The organism is Taklimakanibacter deserti (assembly GCA_003574785.1).
The window spans coordinates 162,694-181,264 of record QORU01000011.1 but is presented as its reverse complement, the minus strand read 5'-3'; the positions used below and the strand labels follow the sequence as shown (position 1 = coordinate 181,264).

Annotated in this window: 13 protein-coding genes; 7 read left to right on the top strand and 6 right to left on the bottom strand. The window is 63.5% G+C overall.

The window, feature by feature from the left end:
- Positions 1-7: 7 nt before the first annotated feature.
- Positions 8-1,009, bottom strand: coding sequence for a KpsF/GutQ family sugar-phosphate isomerase (locus tag DS839_RS23215; RefSeq protein WP_119272864.1), 1,002 nt, complete (start codon positions 1,007-1,009; stop codon positions 8-10).
- Positions 1,010-1,129: 120 nt separating this feature from the next.
- On the opposite strand from DS839_RS23215, the gene DS839_RS23210 reads away from it, so the two are divergent.
- Positions 1,130-2,515, top strand: coding sequence for an outer membrane beta-barrel protein (locus tag DS839_RS23210; protein ID WP_119272863.1), 1,386 nt, complete (start codon positions 1,130-1,132; stop codon positions 2,513-2,515).
- A gap of 95 nt (positions 2,516-2,610) precedes the next feature.
- Here the strand turns inward: DS839_RS23210 and galU are convergent, their stop codons facing one another.
- Positions 2,611-3,504 carry a UTP--glucose-1-phosphate uridylyltransferase GalU gene (gene galU, locus DS839_RS23205; RefSeq protein WP_119272862.1) on the bottom strand — a complete coding sequence of 298 codons (894 nt, stop codon included), beginning with the start codon at positions 3,502-3,504 and terminating at the stop codon, positions 2,611-2,613.
- A gap of 128 nt (positions 3,505-3,632) precedes the next feature.
- Here galU and galE point away from each other — a divergent pair, with 128 nt between their 5' ends.
- From galE to DS839_RS23190, 3 genes are all read left to right on the top strand, one after another.
- The gene (gene galE / locus DS839_RS23200) at positions 3,633-4,625 is read left to right on the top strand and encodes a UDP-glucose 4-epimerase GalE (RefSeq protein ID WP_119272861.1); all 993 of its coding nucleotides are present in this window, start codon (positions 3,633-3,635) and stop codon (positions 4,623-4,625) included.
- A gap of 86 nt (positions 4,626-4,711) precedes the next feature.
- On the top strand, positions 4,712-5,914 hold the full coding sequence (locus tag DS839_RS23195; RefSeq protein ID WP_119272860.1) for a lytic murein transglycosylase: 1,203 nt from the start codon (positions 4,712-4,714) through the stop codon (positions 5,912-5,914).
- 9 nt (positions 5,915-5,923) lie between these two features.
- Positions 5,924-6,961 (top strand): SGNH/GDSL hydrolase family protein, encoded by a 1,038-nt coding sequence (locus tag DS839_RS23190; RefSeq protein ID WP_119272859.1) that lies wholly within the window; start codon positions 5,924-5,926, stop codon positions 6,959-6,961.
- 105 nt (positions 6,962-7,066) lie between these two features.
- On the opposite strand, the gene DS839_RS23185 is transcribed toward DS839_RS23190, so the two are convergent.
- The 3 genes from DS839_RS23185 to gltB are packed head-to-tail and all read right to left on the bottom strand — an operon-like array spanning position 7,067 to position 13,773.
- On the bottom strand, positions 7,067-8,485 hold the full coding sequence (locus DS839_RS23185) for a glutamate synthase subunit beta (RefSeq protein WP_119272858.1): 1,419 nt from the start codon (positions 8,483-8,485) through the stop codon (positions 7,067-7,069).
- A gap of 3 nt (positions 8,486-8,488) precedes the next feature.
- Positions 8,489-9,091 carry a glutathione S-transferase family protein gene (locus DS839_RS23180; RefSeq protein ID WP_119272857.1) on the bottom strand — a complete coding sequence of 201 codons (603 nt, stop codon included), beginning with the start codon at positions 9,089-9,091 and terminating at the stop codon, positions 8,489-8,491.
- A 2-nt stretch (positions 9,092-9,093) separates the two neighbouring features.
- A complete protein-coding gene (gltB, locus tag DS839_RS23175) occupies positions 9,094-13,773 on the bottom strand; it encodes a glutamate synthase large subunit (RefSeq protein ID WP_119272856.1) in 4,680 nt (1,559 codons plus the stop codon).
- 798 nt (positions 13,774-14,571) lie between these two features.
- Between gltB and DS839_RS23170 the strand changes: the two genes are divergently transcribed.
- The gene (locus DS839_RS23170) at positions 14,572-15,696 is read left to right on the top strand and encodes a threonine aldolase family protein (protein ID WP_119272855.1); all 1,125 of its coding nucleotides are present in this window, start codon (positions 14,572-14,574) and stop codon (positions 15,694-15,696) included.
- On the opposite strand, the gene gcvA is transcribed toward DS839_RS23170, so the two are convergent.
- Positions 15,674-16,558, bottom strand: a complete 885-nt coding sequence (gcvA, locus tag DS839_RS23165) for a transcriptional regulator GcvA (protein WP_119272854.1) — start codon at positions 16,556-16,558, stop codon at positions 15,674-15,676. The genes DS839_RS23170 and gcvA overlap by 23 nt on opposite strands.
- Positions 16,559-16,648: 90 nt before the next feature.
- Between gcvA and solA the strand changes: the two genes are divergently transcribed.
- Both solA and DS839_RS23155 read left to right on the top strand, forming a co-directional pair.
- Positions 16,649-17,812, top strand: coding sequence for an N-methyl-L-tryptophan oxidase (gene solA / locus DS839_RS23160; RefSeq protein WP_162918744.1), 1,164 nt, complete (start codon positions 16,649-16,651; stop codon positions 17,810-17,812).
- Positions 17,809-18,570, top strand: a complete 762-nt coding sequence (locus DS839_RS23155; protein WP_119272852.1) for an ABC transporter substrate-binding protein — start codon at positions 17,809-17,811, stop codon at positions 18,568-18,570. The genes solA and DS839_RS23155 overlap by 4 nt, the downstream gene beginning before the upstream one ends.
- The last annotated feature ends 1 nt before the right edge of the window (position 18,571 follow it).

The window sequence follows — 18,571 nt, the reverse complement described above, 5'->3', positions numbered from 1 at the left end:
CGAGGAGTCACTTAACGCCCTGCCGCAGCAGGTCGTGGACGTGGACGAGGCCGATCGGCCGGTTCTCGTCATCGACCACGAACAGAGCGGTGATCTTCGAGGAATTCAGGTGTTCGAGCGCTTCCGAGGCCAGCATGTCGGACGTGATGGTGCGCGGCGTCGAGGTCATGACATCGGCGATCATCAGGTCGATGAGGTCGCGCGACATATGCCGGCGCAAGTCGCCATCGGTCAGTATGCCGATAAGCTTGCCGGCGTCATCGACGACGCCCAGGCAGCCGAGGCTCTTCTGGGTCATGATCACCAATGCTTCGGCCATGGGCGTCGCCGGCGCGACGATCGGCAGCCGCGGCGCCTTGTGCATGATCTCGCGCACATGGGTGAGGGCGGCACCGAGGAGGCCGCCCGGATGGAAGGTCTTGAACTGCGCCGCGTTGAAGCCCCTGTCCTCGAGCAGAGCCAAGGCGAGCGCATCGCCCATGGCGAGCTGCAGCAAGGTCGATGTCGTCGGCGCCATGCCGATCGGGCAGGCCTCGCGTGCATCGGGCAGGCAGAGCGACACGTCGGAAAGGGTGCTGAGGGTGCTTTCGGCGCGGCTGGTGAGGCCAATGATCTTCACGTCGAAGCGCTTGGCATAGTCGAGTATGGCGCGCAGCTCTGCCGTCTCGCCGGAATTGGAGATCATGATGATGACGTCGTCGCGCCCGATCATGCCGAGATCGCCATGGCCGGCTTCGGCGGGATGGACGAAGAAGGCCTGGGTCCCGGTCGAGGCGAGGGTCGCTGCGATCTTGCGGCCGATATGGCCGCTCTTGCCCATGCCGGTGACCACCACCCGCCCGCTCGCCCCCTTGATCAGGCGGACCGCTTCGCCAAAGGCGATGCCGAGCGGGCCGTCGAGCGCCGCGATGAGCTTGGCCAGGGCCTCGTTCTCGGTGGTGAGGGTGCGCTTCGCCGAGGCGATCCAGGCCCGCAGGCCCTCGGTGTCGACTTCGATGATCTTTGCCATGGCCCCTCACCTAGCTCATTCCGATGCCTCAGTGAAAGAGCCTATCGGCCGCCGGCCAGGACCCGTCAACCGCCCATTAACCATGTTTTCGTTAAGTTCTGGAGAGAACGGGGTTAGTGGATGGTCCGCCAGCGTTTCATATATTGCGGCATCGCGGCGGCATTCCTCCTGAGCGGTGAGGTCGGGGCGCAGGAAGATATCGGCCTGAGGACCGGCCTTGACGTTCCGGAAGCGGCCCAGGACACCGGCATCGAAGAGGCGAACCAGGAAGCCCAGCCGATCGTGGTCGCCGCGCGGCCGACGACGCTCGAGGTCAATCCCATCGTCGAGCCGCCACCGCCGCCGCCCAAAAAACGCTATTCCGACGTCGACCCCTATGACGCGCTCGGCATCCAGGCCGGCGGGCTCACCATTTTTCCCGTCATGCGCGCCGGGGTCATCGTCTCGGACAATCCGGGCCTCGACACGGACGATCCAAAAGGCGACGTCGGCGCGAGGTTCAGGCCGTCGCTCAGGATCGTCAGCGACTGGGTCCGGCACGAGCTCGCCATCCAAGGGGCCGGCGATCTCATCTATTACGACGACCAGAGCGAGAACGATTCCAAGGACATCGATGCCAATGCCAGATTGCGGCTCGATGTCCTGCGCTCGACCACGCTCACCCTCGATGCCTTCTATGCTCTGTCGGAGGACAATGGCTCGGACAGCGAGGTGCCCGACACGCCCGTCGGCATTCGCACCGACCAGTCCTTCGGCGCCAATGCCGCCTTGCGGCATCGCTATGGGCGCATTTCGGCAACCCTGCTGGCCGGCGCCGACTGGCAATATTACGGCGACGTCGAGCTGGCGGGCGGCGGCAAGGAAGAGAACGGGGATCGCGACTATGTCCAGCCCCAGGCGGTGCTGCGGGTCGGCTATGAAGCCTCGCCTGCGCTGCAGCCTTTCGTGGAAGCGGGCTATATGCCGCGGTTCCATTTCGAGGTGCCCGACCGCAACGGCTTCGACCGCGATTCCGACGGCTATCGCGTCGCGGTCGGCGTTGCCTTCGAACCGTCACCCATATGGTCGGGTGAATTGGCGCTCACCTATCTGTGGCGCGACTATGCCGATGATCGGCTGGAGACGCTCGACGTATTCGGCCTGACGGGGCAAGTCATCTGGCGGCCCACCGAGCTGACGACGCTCGATCTGACGCTCGGCACCGGTCTCGACGAAACGGCGACCGCCGACTCGAGCGGCGCCCGCAACTATGACGCCTATCTCGGCATCAGCCATGATTTGCGCGACTATCTGACACTCCATGGCCGCGTCGGCCTCTCCTACGAAGATGTTCAGGGCACGGATGAAACCGAGCTGAAGCTGCGCAGCAACTTGGGCGTGCTGTGGCGGATGAACCGCTGGATCGCCTGGACCCTCGATTACGACTTCCTCTACAACGATAACAGCGAACCCAACTCCGACTACTACGAGAACCGCCTCACCGCCGGGATTGAAATCAGGCGATAAAATTGCAAGCAGAGTTGAAGATCTCGCCTAGCATTCCCCCTCTCCGTTGCGCAGCAATGGGAGAGGGGGAATATTTCCAGGTGCCGACGCCAGCGTCAGCCAAGCCCGCCCGCTTCATCGATGATGCGCTTGAGCTCGCGCTTGAAGGGGAGCGACAGGTCGTGGCGCTCGAGACCATAGGCGACATTGGCGGTGAGGAAGCCGACCTTGTCGCCGCAATCATAGGTGCGGCCGGTGAATTTGAGGCCGGAGAATTTCTGCCGCGCCTGCAGGCGGATCATCGCATCGGTGATCTGGATCTCGCCGCCCGCACCCGGCTCCTGCTTCTCGATCTCGGCGAAGATCTCGGGCTGCAGGATGTAGCGGCCGGAGATAATGAGATTGGATGGTGCGGCCTCGCGCTTCGGCTTCTCGACCATGGATTCGATGGTGAAGGCGCGGCCCGACCAGGCGCCGGGCTTCACCACGCCATAGCGGTGCACATGCTCCCACGGTACTTCCTCGACCGCGATGACATTGCCGCCGCCTTGCGCCTCATAGACATCGACCATCTGGCGCAGGCATCCGGGCTTGGCGTGGATCAGCATGTCGGGAAGAAGGAGGGCGAAGGGCTCGTCGCCGACGATGTCGCGGGCGCACCAGACGGCATGGCCCAGCCCCAAAGGTTCCTGCTGGCGGGTGAAGCTCGTCTCGCCGGGTCGCGGCAGCGATTTCTGCAGGAGCTCGAGCTCAGGCGTCTTGTTGCGCTGACGCAGCGTCGCCTCGAGCTCATATTGCTTGTCGAAATGATCCTCGATGACGCTCTTGTTGCGCCCGGTGACGAAGACGAAATGCTCGATGCCGGCCTCGCGCGCCTCATCGACGACGATCTGGATGACCGGCTTGTCGACGATGGTCAGCATTTCCTTAGGGACAGCCTTGGTCGCCGGAAGGAACCGTGTCCCGAGGCCCGCGACGGGGAAAACTGCTTTCTTGATGCGGCGCTGCATTTGTGTGTTACTCCTTATTGAGCTCGTTTTCGTGCCGACCCGAAGGCCTGACGCATTCTTGCGCCAATTTGGGTTAAATCGTGAAGACAGGGAATATTTCTGGTGTGTGTTCGTGAAGGAGAAGCGGCATGGCGGTTCTGGTGACCGGGGGTGCTGGCTATATAGGCAGCCACATGGTCTATGCGCTCGCCGATGCCGGCGAGGAAGTGGTCGTCCTCGACAATCTGTCGACCGGCTTCTGGTGGGCGATCGCGCCGCAAGCCCGCTTGGTCGAAGGCGATATCGGCGATGAAGCGCTGCTCGGCCAGCTGACCAAGGATCACAAATTCGACGCCATCATCCATTTCGCCGGCTCCATCGTCGTGCCGGAATCGGTCGCCGACCCCTTGAGCTACTATCTCAACAATACGGTCAAGACACGCAGTCTCATCGCCGCGGCGGTGAAGGCGCAAGTTCCGCGTTTCGTCTTCTCCTCGACCGCCGCCGTCTATGGCAATCCGCAATCGGTGCCGGTCGAGGAAGACGCAGGTCTCAATCCGATCTCGCCCTATGGCTCATCGAAGCTGATGAGCGAATGGATGCTGCGCGACAGCCATGCGGCTTACGGGCTGCAATATGTGGCCTTGCGCTACTTCAACGTCGCCGGCGCCGATCCCAAAGGCCGCACCGGCCAGTCGACGCCCAAGGCCACGCATCTCATCAAGGTCGCCTGCCAGACCGTGCTCGGCGAAAGGCAGCAAATGGACGTCTTCGGCTCGGACTATGACACGCCGGACGGCACGTGCCTGCGCGACTATATCCATGTCAGCGATCTCGCCCAGGCGCATCTCGATGCGCTGAAGCATCTGCGCAATGGCGGCAAGAGCGGCCCCTATAATTGCGGCTATGGCACGGGCTACAGCGTGCTCGACATCATCAAGGCGGTGGAAAAGGCGGCCGGGAAGCCGGTGAACAAGCGCATGGCGCCGCGCCGGGCAGGGGATCCCGCGGCGATTGTCGCCGCTTCCGACAAGATCAAGGCGGAAATGGGCTGGACGCCGAAGCACCAGGATATCGACCGCATCGTCGAGAGCGCGCTCGCCTGGGAAGACTATTTGCGCCAGCGTAACGAGGCCGCCTGAAAGAGGCCGCATTTGGCGGCTTTTCTCTTCCTCTGATATGACGGTTGCGAGGGGCGAATCGACTCACCCGTTGATTGAGGACATTGATGGCGAAAAGTCTGACCGTCGCCCTTTTGGTGGCGAGCCTTTGTGGAATGGCGGCACCCGCGGCAATGGCCGACGCCGAATTCGAGAGCTTCGTCCAGAAAATGTGGCCAAGGGCGAAGGCTGCCGGGATATCGCGTGAGGTGTTCGACCGCGCCTTCGCCGGGATCAGCGATCCCGACCCCCTGGTGCTCAAGCTCGCCAACAACCAGCCGGAACTCACCACGACGACGTCGCAATATCTGGAAAAGGCGGTGACGCAGGCGCGCATCGACGCAGGTCGCGGCGTGAAGGCGGAGGAGGCCGATCTCCTCGGCCAGATCGAAAAGCGCTACAAGGTCGACCGCAACATCCTGCTCGCCATCTGGGGCATGGAAAGCAATTTCGGCCGCGACAAGGGCCAGATGAAGGTGATGCGCTCGCTCGCCACCTTGCTCTATTCCGGCAGCCGCAAGGACTACGCTCGGGAACAATACATCGCTGCCCTCAAGATCCTGAAGATCGGCATCGTCTCACCGCAAAATTTCACCGGCTCCTGGGCCGGCGCCATGGGCCACACCCAGTTCATCCCCACCTCCTATCTCTCCTTCGCGGTCGACTGGACGGGCGACGGCAAGAAGGACATCTGGAATTCGAGCGCCGATGCGCTCGCCTCGACGGCGAACTATCTCGCCAAGAAGGGCTGGCGGAACGACCGTCCCTGGGGCTGGGAAGTCAAGCTGCCGGCGAAATTCGACCGCGCGCTGATCGGCCGCTCGAACTGGCGGACCGTCGCCGAATGGTCGAAGCTCGGGATCAAGCCGGCGCGCGGCGGCGATTTCGGCTCGCCCAAGGTGGAAGCCTTCGTCATGGTGCCGCAGGGCGTCAACGGCCCGCCTTTCCTCGTCACCCGCAATTTCATGGCGATCATGGACTACAACCAGTCGCATTCCTATGCGGTGGCGGTCGGTCATCTGGCGGACCGCCTCAAGGGTGGTGCTCCCTTCGTGGCGTCATGGCCCGAGATCAAATACGATCTCTCCGTCGCGCAGCGCGTCGAGATCCAGGAGCTGCTCACCGCCCAAGGCTTCGATCCGGGCGGCACGGATGGGCGCTTCGGCGCCCGCACCTACGAAGCCATACTCGGATTCCAGCACAAAACCGGCCTGAAGCTCGACGGCACGCCGACCGTGGCGCTGCTTGAGCGCTTGCGCCAGGGCGGGTAGGATCGGGGCATGATCAAGCGCGCGTTTCTCACCGTCTGTGCGATCGTGGCCCTCTCGCTCTCCGTTCATGCGCAAGAGGGCAAGCAGGACCGGCAGGCAGATGCGGCGAAACCCTATTTCGCCTCCAAGGACCTCTATCAGGTCTTCGTCCTCGGCGACTCGCTCGCCGCCGGCCTGTGGTCGGGCGTGTCGCGCACCATCGAAGGCGATGTGCGGATATCGCTCAACGGGCGCTACAAGGAGGATTCGGGCCTTTCGCGTCCGGAATATTATGACTGGAACGGCGCGCTGCCCAAAATCCTCGCCAGCAACAAGATCGATATCGCCATCGTGATGCTGGGATCGAACGACGCGCAGCCGATCCGCGACGGGGCGATGCGCTATGCCTTCGACACGCCGGAATGGCGGGCGGCCTATGTCAAGCAGGTCGACGAGCTCATGGCGAGCCTCAAGGCCGCGGGTGCGGCGGTCTACTGGATGGAGATGCCGCCGGTGGAGGCGGAAAAATACGATGCCTCGATGAAGATCATCGCCGCCATCCATAAGGAGCGCGCCCAAGCAGCCGGCATCCGCTTCGTCGAGACGCGCCCCGAACTGTTGGACAATGGCAAATACAGCGACTCGGGCTTCGATGAGACCGGCGAATTCGTCAGATTGCGCTCGCGCGACGGCGTGCATTTCCTGAAGGAAGGCAACAACAAGCTGGGAAGCTTGGTCATGGCCGCGATCAACAAGGACATCGAGGTGGCGGTGGCCGCGGCCCCCGCGACGCCGCCGCCGGTCGCGGCGACCGAAAGCCAGCCCATGCCGGGCTTCGGCCAGCCTTCCGAAACCCTGCCCCAGGCGGCGCCAGGTGCCAACGGATCGGAGCAGGCACCGCCGGCGAAATCGGACTATGCGGGGGCGCTTCCGGCACCCAACGATCCGGCCATGGCGCAGCTCGCGCGCACGACCAAGCCCGGCACCGACGCCTCGCGCCTGTTCAGCCGCGGCGAGGCGATCACCGCGCGGCGCGGCCGGTTCGACGATTTCACGCCGGTGCAGTAATTGATGGTGAATACCCTCACCCTGTGCGGGTGAGGGGTGGAGACACGAGGTTACGCAAACAAAAAGATAGAGTGCCGAGGCGATTCTATGAGAACGTCCGGCGCTCTACCGCGGCAGTTCCGACTCGCCCATCAGATATTCATCGATGGCGCGTGCCGCTTGGCGGCCCTCGCGGATCGCCCAGACGACCAGCGACTGGCCTTTGCGGATATCGCCCGCGGCGAAGACCTTCTCGACCGAGGTCTTGTAGTCGTCGGTATTGGCCTTGATGTTGCTGCGCTTGTCGCGCTCGAAGGGGGTCTCTTCGAGAAGGCCCTTCTCCTCCGGCCCGGCGAAACCGATGGCGATCAGCACGAGATCGGCCTTGATGATGAATTCGGTGCCCGGCAGCGGCTCGCGCTTCTGATTGACACGCGCGCATTTGACGCCGGTGACCTTGCCCTTCTCGCCGACAATGCTGAGCGTCGCGCAGGAGAATTCGCGCGCCGCACCTTCGGCCTGCGATGACGAGGTGCGGAACTTGGTCGGCCAATAGGGCCACACCACCATCTTGTCTTCCTGCTCCGGCGGAACGGGACGGATGTCGAGCTGGGTCACCGACAGCGCGCCTTGCCGGAAGGACGTGCCGATGCAATCGGAAGCGGTATCGCCGCCGCCGATCACCACCACATGCTTACCGGTGGCGATGAGCGGGCGCTCGGCCGCGATATCCTCACCGCCGACGCGACGGTTGCTCTGGATGAGGAACGGCATGGCATAATGCGCCCCGTCGAGATCCATGCCCGGCAGGCCCGGATCGCGCGGCCGTTCGGCGCCACCCGCCAGCAGCACCGCGTCATAGACATCGGTGAGCGAGCGGAAGGGGCGCGTGACGCCGATATCGACATTGTAGTGGAAGGTGACACCCTCGGCCTCCATCTGCTCGACGCGCCGGTCGATCGGATGCTTCTCCATCTTGAAGTCGGGAATGCCGTAGCGCAAAAGGCCGCCGGCCTTGGCATAGCGCTCGAAGACATGCACCTCATGGCCGGCGCGCGCCAGTTGCTGCGCCGCCGCCATGCCGGCCGAGCCCGAGCCCACGATAGCGACCGTCTTGCCGGTCTTTTCTTCCGCGGGCTCCGGCCTGATCCAGCCTTCCGACCAGGCCTTGTCGGCGATCGCCTGCTCGATCGTCTTGATCGTCACCGGCACATTCTCGAGATTGAGCGTGCAGGCTTCCTCGCAAGGTGCGGGGCAGATGCGGCCGGTGAATTCCGGGAAGTTGTTGGTCGAGTGCAGGTTGACCGACGCGTCGCGCCAATTGCCCTGATAGACGAGATCGTTCCAGTCGGGGATCTGGTTGTTCACCGGACAGCCGGTATGACAATAGGGGATGCCGCAATCCATGCAGCGCGCCGCCTGCTTCTCGGTATCGCGGTCATCGAGCGGAATGGCGAATTCGCGGAAATGCCGGACGCGATCGGACGCCGGCGCATATTTCTGCTCCTGCCGGTCGATCTCAAGAAAGCCGGTGATCTTTCCCATAGTCTACTCCTCGTGCTTTCCTGCCGGTGGCAGACCGAGCGCCATTTCCGCGCGCATGATCCACGCCATCACCCGCGGCCGGGTCGTGAGATCGAAACCGCCTTCATGGGCAAGCCGTGTATAAGCGAGAAGCGCAATGTCGGCGACCGACAGCGCATCGCCCGCGAACCACATCCTGCCCTTGATGAGCTGCTCCATCAGATCGAGCGCCTTCTCGCCGCGCTCGACCCGCATCGGCTCGCGCTCATCCTTGCTGCGGCCGAGATAGACCATGTGATAGCGGCTCGTCGCCACATAGGGTTCGTGGCTGTATTGCTCCCAGAACAATAATTCGTCGATCTTCGCCTGCGTGAAAGGATCGTCCGGCAGGAGCGAGCTGCCATTGGCCAGATAGCGGATGATCGCATTGGACTGCGCCAGGCAGCGCCCGTCATCGAGCTCGATGACCGGCACCTGCCCCATCGGGCTCTTCTGCAAGAACGCGTTCGTCCGGCTCTCGGCCTTCATGATGTCGATATCGATCCACCGATAGGGAATCTTCAGAAAGTCGGCGGTGATGCTGACCTTCTGGCAGTTGCCGGAGTTCCTGTCGCCATAGATCTTCATATCTAGGCTCTCCGCTTCATGCCAATGGTCATGCCGTCGCTCTGGGCCTGCGCCTTTTCGAGCTCAGCCAGGGCCTTGGCATATTCGACCGGCATCACCTTCACGAATTTCGGCAAATAGTCGCCCCAGTGGTCGATGATCTCGCGCGCCCGACTGGAGTTCGTGTATTTCAGATGGCGGGCGAGCAGCTCCCAGATGCGCTCGGCATCGTGCCGGTCCATATCAACGGTCACGTCGACGAGGCCGTGATGCTCGAGATCGCCGCCATGATGATGCAGGCGCTCGATCGCAACCTCCTCGGCCGGCACCGGCGCCAGATCGACCATCGCCAGGTTGCAGCGCTGGGCGAAGTCGCCCTTCTCATCGAGCACATAGGCGACGCCGCCCGACATGCCGGCGGCGAAATTGCGGCCCGTCTCGCCGATGACCAGCACGATGCCGCCCGTCATATATTCGCAACCATGATCGCCGACACCTTCGACGACGGCGATGGCGCCGGAATTGCGCACGGCGAAGCGTTCGCCGGCGACGCCGCGGAAATAGCATTCGCCGCCGATGGCGCCATAGAGCACGGTGTTGCCGACGATGATCGACTTCTCAGGCTGGAAGCCCACATGCTCATGCGGCTTGATGATGAGCTTGCCACCGGAAATGCCCTTGCCGACATAATCATTGGCCTCGCCGGTGAGATCGAGCGTCACGCCATGGGCGAGGAAGGCGCCAAAGCTCTGGCCGGCAATGCCGGTGAGGGCGACGCGGATCGTGTCCTCGGGCAGGCCCTGATGGCCATGGCGCTTGGCGACCTCGCCCGACAGCATGGCGCCGATGGTGCGATGGACATTGGTGACCTTGGCCTCGATCTCGACCGGCGTGCCCGAAGTGAGCGCCGCCTGCGCCTCACGGATCAGATGAACATCGAGGGTTTGCGAGAGATCATGCTTCGGCGGGTCGTCGCGGCGGATGGAAACCTTGCCGATGACCTGCGGCTTCTCGAAAATGCGGGTGAAGTCGAGGCCCTTGGCCTTCCAGTGATCGATGGCCGCGAGCTTGTCGAGATATTCGCTCATGCCGATGAGCTCATCGAAGCGGCGGATGCCCATTTGCGCCATGAGCTCGCGCACTTCCTCGGCGACAAAGAAGAAGTAGTTGATGACATGCTCAGGCGCGCCCTTGAAGCGCTTGCGCAGCACCGGATCCTGGGTTGCGACGCCAACCGGGCAGGTGTTGAGATGGCACTTGCGCATCATGATGCAGCCCGCGGCGATGAGGGGTGCCGTCGAGAAGCCCATCTCATCGGCGCCGAGAAGGGCCGCGACCACGACGTCGCGGCCGGTGCGGATGCCGCCATCGGCCTGGACGACGATGCGGCCGCGCAAGCGGTTGGCGACGAGCGTCTGCTGGGTTTCGGCGAGGCCGATCTCCCACGGGCTGCCGGCATGCTTGATCGAGGTCAAGGGCGAAGCGCCGGTGCCGCCCTCGAAGCCCGAAATGGTGACATGATCGGCGCGCGCCTTGGCGACGCCGGCGGCGACCGTGCCGACGCCCACTTCCGAGACGAGCTTGACCGAGACCGAGGCTTTCGGATTGGTGTTGCGCAGGTCGTAGATGAGCTGGGCCAGGTCCTCGATCGAATAGATGTCGTGATGCGGCGGCGGCGAGATGAGGCCGACGCCCGGCGTCGAATAGCGCACGCGCGCGATGGTGGCGTCGACCTTGTGGCCGGGCAGCTGTCCGCCTTCGCCGGGCTTCGCCCCTTGCGCCATCTTGATCTGGATCTGATCGGCATTGACCAGATATTCGGTGGTGACGCCGAAGCGGCCGGAGGCGACCTGCTTGATCGCCGAGCGCATGGAATCGCCATTAGGCAGGAGCTTGAAGCGCTCCGGCTCCTCGCCGCCCTCGCCGGTGTTGGAGCGCCCGCCAATGCGGTTCATGGCGATGGCGAGCGTCGTATGCGCCTCGCGGCCCAGAGAGCCGAAGGACATGGCGCCGGTGGCGAAGCGCTTGACGATCTCCTTGGCGGGCTCGACATCGTCGATGGCGACCGGCGTTTTGCCGATCTCTTCCGCAGTTCTGATGCGGAAGAGGCCGCGCGGCGTCATGAAATGCTCGCTCTGATTGTTCACCAGCCTGGCGAAGTCGCGGTAGGTCTCGTGCGATTGCCCGCGCACGGCGTGCTGCAATTTGGCGACCGTTTCCGGCGTCCACACATGCTGCTCGCCGCGGATGCGGTAGAGATATTCGCCGCCGACCTCGAGCGCGCTGGTGAGCACCGGGCTCTCGCCAAAGGCCGCTTGATGGCGGGCGAAGGCCTCGGCCGCGATCTCATCCAGGCCGACGCCTTCGATCTGGCTTGCGGTGCCGGTGAAATAGCGGCCGATGAATTCGCTCGCGAGGCCGACCGCGTCGAAGATCTGGGCGCCGCAATAGGACTGGTAGGTCGAGATGCCCATCTTGGACATCACTTTCAATATGCCCTTGTCGACCGCCTTGATGTAGCGCTTGAAGGCCTCGTCGGGCGTGATCTTCTCATCGAGCGAGACGATCATGTCCTCGAGCGTCTCGAAAGCGAGATAGGGATTGATCGCTTCGGCGCCATAGCCGGCGAGCGTGCAATATTGATGCACCTCGCGGGGCTCGCCCGATTCGACCACGAGGCCGACCGAGGTGCGAAGCCCGCGGCGGATCAAATGATGATGCGTGGCCGAGGTCGCGAGCAGAGCCGGGATCGGCACGCGCTCGGCCGAGACGGCGCGGTCGGACAGGATGATGATGTTATAGCCGTCGCGCACCGCGCGCTCGGCGCCGGCGCAGATCGCTTCGAGAGCCGCTTCCATATATTCGGGGCCGTTCGCGACATCATAGGTGATGTCGATGGTCACCGTGCGGAAGGGGTTGTTCTTCACCACATTGATGGTGCGGATGCGTTCCAGCTCCTCATTGGTGAGGATGGGCTGCGGCACTTCGAGGCGCATATGGGTCGAGGTGCCCTTGAGGTCGAGCAGGTTCGGCCTCGGGCCGATGAAGGAGACGAGCGACATGACCAGTTCCTCACGGATCGGGTCGATCGGCGGGTTGGTCACTTGCGCAAAGTTCTGCTTGAAATAGGTGTCGAGAAGCTTCGGCTTGTCGGACAAGGCCGAGATCGGCGTGTCGTTGCCCATCGAACCCACCGCTTCCTGGCCGGTCTGCGCCATCGGCGCCATCAGGAGCTTCAGATCCTCCTGGCTATAGCCGAAAGCCTGCTGGCGATCGAGCAAGGGCACGGCGATCTTCGGCCGCTTGGTCTTCGCCGGCGGCATCTCGCGCAGGACGAGCTGGGTGCGCGCTAGCCATTCCTTGTAGGGATATTGCGTGGCGAGCGTCTTCTTCAGCTCGTCGTCGGAGATGATGCGCTTCTGCTCGAGATCGATGAGCAGCATCTTGCCGGGCTGCAAGCGCCATTTCTGGGTGATCTTCTCTTCGGCGAACTGCAGGCAGCCCATTTCGGAAGCGAGCAGCACGAAGCCGTCATCCGACACCATGTAGCGCGAGGGGCGCAAGCCATTGCGGTCGAGGGTCGCGCCAATGAGCCTTCCGTCGGTGAAGACCATGGCGGCGGGCCCGTCCCAGGGCTCCATCAAAGCAGCGTGATATTCATAGAAAGCGCGCCGGTCCTCATCCATCAGCGGATTGCCGGCCCAGGCTTCCGGGATGAGCATCATCATCGCATGCGGCAGCGAATAGCCGCCCATGAACAGGAGCTCGAGCGCATTGTCGAAGCAGGCGGAGTCGGACTGGCCTTCATAGGAAATGGGCCAGAGTTTTTCGAGATCGCGTCCCAGCATGTCGGACTTCATATTCGCCTGGCGCGCCGCCATCCAATTGTAGTTGCCGCGGAGCGTGTTGATCTCGCCATTGTGGCAGATGAAGCGATAGGGATGCGCCAGCGGCCAGGAGGGGAAAGTGTTGGTCGAGAAGCGCTGGTGCACCATGGCGAGCGACGAGGCCACGCGCTCATCGGCGAGGTCCTTGTAATAGAGGCCCAGATCCTTGCCGAGGACGAGGCCCTTATAGACGATGGTGCGGCTCGAGACCGAGACCGGGTAATAGGCGCGGCCCTTGGCGGCCAGCACTTCGAGGACGCGGTTCGACACCACCTTGCGGCAGACGAAGAGCTTTCTCTCGAAATGCGCCTCATCGCGAATGGTCGGCCCGCGGCTGACGAAGAGCTGGCGATGGAACGGCTCGGTCGGCCTGACGCTGTGGCCGAGCACCGTCTCATCGACGGGCACGTCGCGCCAGCCCAGGACTTTCAGGCCTTCCTCGCGCGCCGTCTCCCACCAGATGCGCTCGATGTCCTGGCGATAGACGGGCTCGCGCGGCAGGAAGAGCTGGGCCACGGCGTAATGCTGTGGTTCGGGCAGGGTGAAGCCCAGGCGCCTGGCTTCTTCGAGGAAGAACTCATGCGGGATCTGCAAGAGGATGCCGGCGCCGTCGCCGGCCTTGGGATCGGCGCCGACCGCACCCCGGTGCTCGAGATTGCGCAGGATGCTCAGGCCATCGGCGATGATCTTGTGGCTCTTGATATTGTGGATATTGGCGATGAGGCCGATGCCGCAGGCATCATGCTCGTGACGCGGGTCATAGAGGCCGTGCGCCTCCGGCAGGCCTTCGGGAAGAAGATGGGTCGCGTGTGCCATGGCGTCCGAGCCTCTCACGTTTCCTAATCACTTTTATAAACCCCTGAGCCGGATGGTGAACCGGTCAGAAGGTGCTTATTGGCGGTGCTGGAGTTCCGAGCCGGCGGGGCAGGGGCGAGGTTTCCTCGCGAGCCTGACCTGGATCGAACCTCCGGCACCCTTTCAAGGGTCGTCCCGGAGCTTCAATCCTTTTTTGTTTTCGTCGTCTTAGCTCGGGACATGCGCAGGCACTCGGCGGCTTTGCGGGCCGTCGCGTTCAGAGCCGTATTGGCATTGGTCCGGATCATCCGGGCTCATCCTGAACTTGTTGCACTGCGAAAGGACAGCATAGCTGTCCTTTTTTGATTTATGTCAGACAACCCCGGGCGGCGCAAGCAAAGATTGAGGCACCCGGGAATTTCGAAACAAAATTACGCAGGCATGGGAGGAAGCCGGTTTGGGGGTTGGCAGAGCCTCGGCGCCTGGCCTAAGCATCACTCCCTCACCTTGCAGGGTGACGCATATGATTTTCTGGATGCGTCAGCTCTCTCCAGGTTTCCCCCTCTCCCGTCCGCAGGATGGGAGAGGGTGGCCGAAGGCCGGGTGAGGGCTCTTCGCTTGACCCGCGTCGCAATTTCAGAAGAGCCCTCATCCGCCCTGCTCGCCGCCGCGAAGCCAAGGCTTCGCTTTGGCGTAGCGGGGTCGGGCACCTTCTCCCATTGCTTCGCAACGGGAGAAGGGGAAGCGATGGAGAGAGCGATGTCATCCCTCGATGAACTTCATTTGCGATAGCCCTGCTTCACTTCGGGGCCTCCTTCCATGAATTTCGCATCCGACAATGTCTATGGGATCCATCCCAAGATCCTCGCCGCTATCGAAGCGGCCAACAAGGGCACCTCCGCCTCCTATGGCTATGACGACTACTCCAAGCGTGCCGAGGAAAAGCTCTCGGAAGTCTTCGAAAAAGACGTCCGCGCCTTCCTCGTCACCACCGGCACGGCGGCGAATGGCCTAGCGCTCTCGGCGCTGGCGCCCTCCTATGGCGCGATCATCACCCATGCCGAAGCACATGCCGCGGTCGATGAATGCAACAGCCCGGAAATGTTCACCGGCGGCGCCAAGATCATCGGCCTGCATGGCACGCTCGGCAAGATCACGCCCGAGATGGTCAAGAAGACACTCAAGGGCTTCATCCGCGGCGAGCATGATCCGAAACCCTCAGCCATCTCGGTCACCAACTCCACCGAGCTTGGCCGCGTCTATACGCCGGCCGAGATCAAGGCTCTTGCAGCCGCGGCCGTTCCGCAAAGCCCGCCCCCGCAAACACTGGAAGGCGAAGTCCACGAGATCGAGAGTCCGATACGCTCACGCAGGATGAAGTTCCACATGGACGGGGCACGCTTCGCCAATGCGGTGGCGAGCCTCGGGCTCAAGCCTTCGGAGATCACCTGGAAGGCCGGCATCGATGTCATGTCCTTCGGCGGCACCAAGAATGGCGGCATGCTGCTCGAGGCGGTCGTGTTCTTCGACACGAAGCTCGCCGAGGATTTCCTCTACCGGCGCATGCGCGGCGGCCAGCTCATCTCCAAGAGCCGCTATCTCGGCGCCCAGATGCTGGCCTATCTCGAAGGCGATCTGTGGCTGGAGAATGCGCGCAAAGCGAATGGCCTCGCCAAGCGCCTGGCGGAAGGCCTCAAGGCCTCCAACCGCATCCGCATCCCGATCCCGACCGAAGCCAATGAGATCTTCGCGGTGATGCCGAGGGCGCTCCACGACAAGGCGCAAGCCGCGGGCGCCCATTATTACGACTGGATGCCGGACACGCTCGGACCCGGCGGCATAGCCGATGACGAGATCTTCGTGCGCTTCGTCCTCTCCTATGCGACGCCGCCTGAGGACGTCGAGCGCTTCATCGGCCTCATCAAGGATTTGTCATCTCGGTGATGATCCAGTCGCGGAAGGCGAGGCCGGCGATCCGGTTGCGCGGGGTCTTCGACCAGACGAGGTAATAGGCATAGCGCGCCTGAACCTCGGTCTCGAACAGGCGCACCAGCCGACCGGCGCGCAAATCATCGGCGACGAGCAGGCCGCGGACGAGGGCGATGCCCTGGCCCTCGACGGCGGCGGTGATCATGTCGCTCAAATTGTCGAAGCGCGGGCCCTTGGCGACGAGACGCTTCCTGGCACCCGCGGCGGCGAGCCAGGCCGGCCAATATTCATGCTTCACATCGGCATCGCGCAGGAGCGTGAAGGCGAAGATGTCGTCGACTTGCAAGGAACCCGGTGACGCGAGATCGGGGCTCGCGACGGGAAAGACCGTTTCCTTGGCGAGCTCCTCCGACCGGAATCCGCGCCAGCGCCCGCTGCCATAGAGGATGCCGAGATCGGCGCCGCAATCATGGATCTCGGCAGGCTCGATGGCCGGGAAAAGTGCCAGATCGATATCGGGATGGCGGGCACGGAAGCGCGGCAGGCGCGAGACCAGCCAGCGCGTCGACAGCGACGGGATGACCGCCACCGCGAGATCGCTCACCCGCGCATCGCCTCTGACATGGTCGGTCACCTCGGCGATCATATCGAGCGCCTGGCGCACCGTGGGTGCGAAAAGCTCGCCCGCATGGGTCAGCGCCAGCCGCCTTGTGAGGCGGTCGAACAAGGGCTTGCCGAGCGCATCTTCGAGGAGCTGGATCTGCTGGCTCACCGCCGACTGGGTGATGTTGAGCTCGCGCGCGGCAGCGGTGAAACTGCCCTGGCGGGCCGCGGCCTCGAAAGCGCGCAAGGTCTGGAGCGGCGGCAAACGGCGCATGTCAGGCGGCCCTATCCATAAGCGTAGCTAATGCATGGTGATCAGGAATCGCCGTTTGTCAACCATGCGCGGGGGCGTGCCAATGGCGGCATGACATCAGGCAGTTTCGATGTGGCGGTGATCGGCGGCGGCGTCATGGGGTGTGCCGCGGCACGCGCTCTTGCGGCACGGCGCGAGCGCGTCGTCCTCTTCGAGCGGGCAAGGATCGGTCACGCGCAGGGAAGCTCGCATGGCCGCTCGCGCATGATCCGTCTCGCCTATGGCCATGCGGCCTATATTCCCCTGTGCCGCGCTGCCTATGCCGCCTGGCGGCAGCTTGAAGAGGAAAGCGGCGACACGCTCCTTACGATCACGGGCGGTCTCGATCTCGCTTTCGGCGAGGTGCCGTCCTGGCGCGCCACGCAAGCGGCAATGGTGCAAGCCCGGGTTCCGCATGAGATGCTCGACCGCGACGAGATCAAGCGGCAGTTCCCGCAATTCAGCCTGCCGGACGGCGCACAAGGCCTCCTGCAAAGCGAGGGCGGCGTGCTCCATGCGGATCGCGGCCTCGCCGCGCTGGCATCGAGCGCACGGCGCCACGGCGCCGTCCTGCGCGAAGGCGAGGACGTCCTGGCGCTCACGCCCTCTGCGCAAGGCATCGAGCTCCAGACCTTACAAGGCACCTACAACGTTGGCCGGCTGGTGATCGCCGCCGGCGCGGCGACGGCGGCGATGCTGCGCCGTCTCGGCCTCGATCTGCCGCTCACCGTGTCCAAGGAACAGGTCGCCTTCTTCCGGCCGGAAGATCCAGCGCTCCACGGTCCGGATCGCTTGCCGATCTTCATCCTGCACCTGGGCGGTGTGATCTTGAGCTCGGGGTTTCCACTCCTGCGCGAAGAGGGCCTCAAGCTCATGATCGAGAACAAGCGCCCGGCACGCGATGGTGATGACGGGCCGGACCCTGAGCTTGTCACGCGGCTCGAGGCGCAGGTCGGCCGCATCCTGCCCGGCCTCGAGCCCAGGGCGCTTCGCGTCCAGACCTGCCGCTACACGCTCACCCCGGATGAGGATTTCATCATCGATCGCCATCCCGAGCATGAGCACATCGCCATCGTCTCGGCCTGCTCGGGCCATGGCTTCAAATTCGGTGCGCTCTTCGGCGAGGCGGTCGCCGATCTCGCGATGCATCAGAAGCCCGCAATCGATCTGCATCCGTTCCGGATCGACCGTCCGTCACTTTCACGAAGCCATAACAACAGGAGGAGAACGTCATGAAGTCAGCCATTTGCCTGATGCTGGGCCTTGCCCTCGCATTCTCCGCACCCTCAGCGGCGCGCGATCTCGCGGAAGTGAAGGCTTCCGGCACGATCAAGATCGCCACCGAAGGGGCGACACCGCCCTTCAACTATTTCGAAGGCGACAAGCTCACCGGCTTCGATGTCGATCTCGGCACCGCCATCGGCGAGGCACTCGGCCTCAAGGTCGAATGGGTGACGCTCGCCTTCGACGGCCTGCTCGTCGGCCTCGATCACGACCGCTACGATCTCGTCGTCGCGGGCCACGGCATCACGCCCGAGCGGCAGAAGGCGGTCGATTTCTCGACACCCTATGTGTGCAGCGGGGCGGCCATCGTGGCCAAGGAGGGCGGGGCGAGGACCGTCGCCGATCTCGCCGGCAAGATCGTCGGCGTGCAAGTGGGAACCACCTATCTCGCGGCCATCGACAAAGTGCCGGGCGTCAAGGAAGTGAAGACCTTTCCCAAGGACACCGATGCGCTGCAGAATCTCATCGCCGGGCGCACCGAGGTGTGGGTCTCGGACAAGCTCACCGCGCTGACCGCGTCCGAGAAGGCTCCGGACGCCAAGCTCCAGATCGGCGATCTTCTCTATGAGGAGCGCTATGGCATGGCCTTCAAGAAGGGCAATGACGCGTTGCGCGGCGCCGTCGACAAGGCCTTGGCCGGCATGCTGGCGGGCGATGGCTACAAGAAGATCTCCGATCACTATTTCAAGCAGGACATACGCTGCCCGTAAC

Coding starts and splice junctions, on each gene's coding strand:
- DS839_RS23215 (WP_119272864.1), bottom strand. CDS start 1,009: ATGGCAAAGATCATCGAAGTCGACACCGAGGGCCTGCGGGCCTGGATC.
- DS839_RS23210 (WP_119272863.1), top strand. CDS start 1,130: ATGGTCCGCCAGCGTTTCATATATTGCGGCATCGCGGCGGCATTCCTC.
- galU (WP_119272862.1), bottom strand. CDS start 3,504: ATGCAGCGCCGCATCAAGAAAGCAGTTTTCCCCGTCGCGGGCCTCGGG.
- galE (WP_119272861.1), top strand. CDS start 3,633: ATGGCGGTTCTGGTGACCGGGGGTGCTGGCTATATAGGCAGCCACATG.
- DS839_RS23195 (WP_119272860.1), top strand. CDS start 4,712: ATGGCGAAAAGTCTGACCGTCGCCCTTTTGGTGGCGAGCCTTTGTGGA.
- DS839_RS23190 (WP_119272859.1), top strand. CDS start 5,924: ATGATCAAGCGCGCGTTTCTCACCGTCTGTGCGATCGTGGCCCTCTCG.
- DS839_RS23185 (WP_119272858.1), bottom strand. CDS start 8,485: ATGGGAAAGATCACCGGCTTTCTTGAGATCGACCGGCAGGAGCAGAAA.
- DS839_RS23180 (WP_119272857.1), bottom strand. CDS start 9,091: ATGAAGATCTATGGCGACAGGAACTCCGGCAACTGCCAGAAGGTCAGC.
- gltB (WP_119272856.1), bottom strand. CDS start 13,773: ATGGCACACGCGACCCATCTTCTTCCCGAAGGCCTGCCGGAGGCGCAC.
- DS839_RS23170 (WP_119272855.1), top strand. CDS start 14,572: ATGAATTTCGCATCCGACAATGTCTATGGGATCCATCCCAAGATCCTC.
- gcvA (WP_119272854.1), bottom strand. CDS start 16,558: ATGCGCCGTTTGCCGCCGCTCCAGACCTTGCGCGCTTTCGAGGCCGCG.
- solA (WP_162918744.1), top strand. CDS start 16,649: ATGACATCAGGCAGTTTCGATGTGGCGGTGATCGGCGGCGGCGTCATG.
- DS839_RS23155 (WP_119272852.1), top strand. CDS start 17,809: ATGAAGTCAGCCATTTGCCTGATGCTGGGCCTTGCCCTCGCATTCTCC.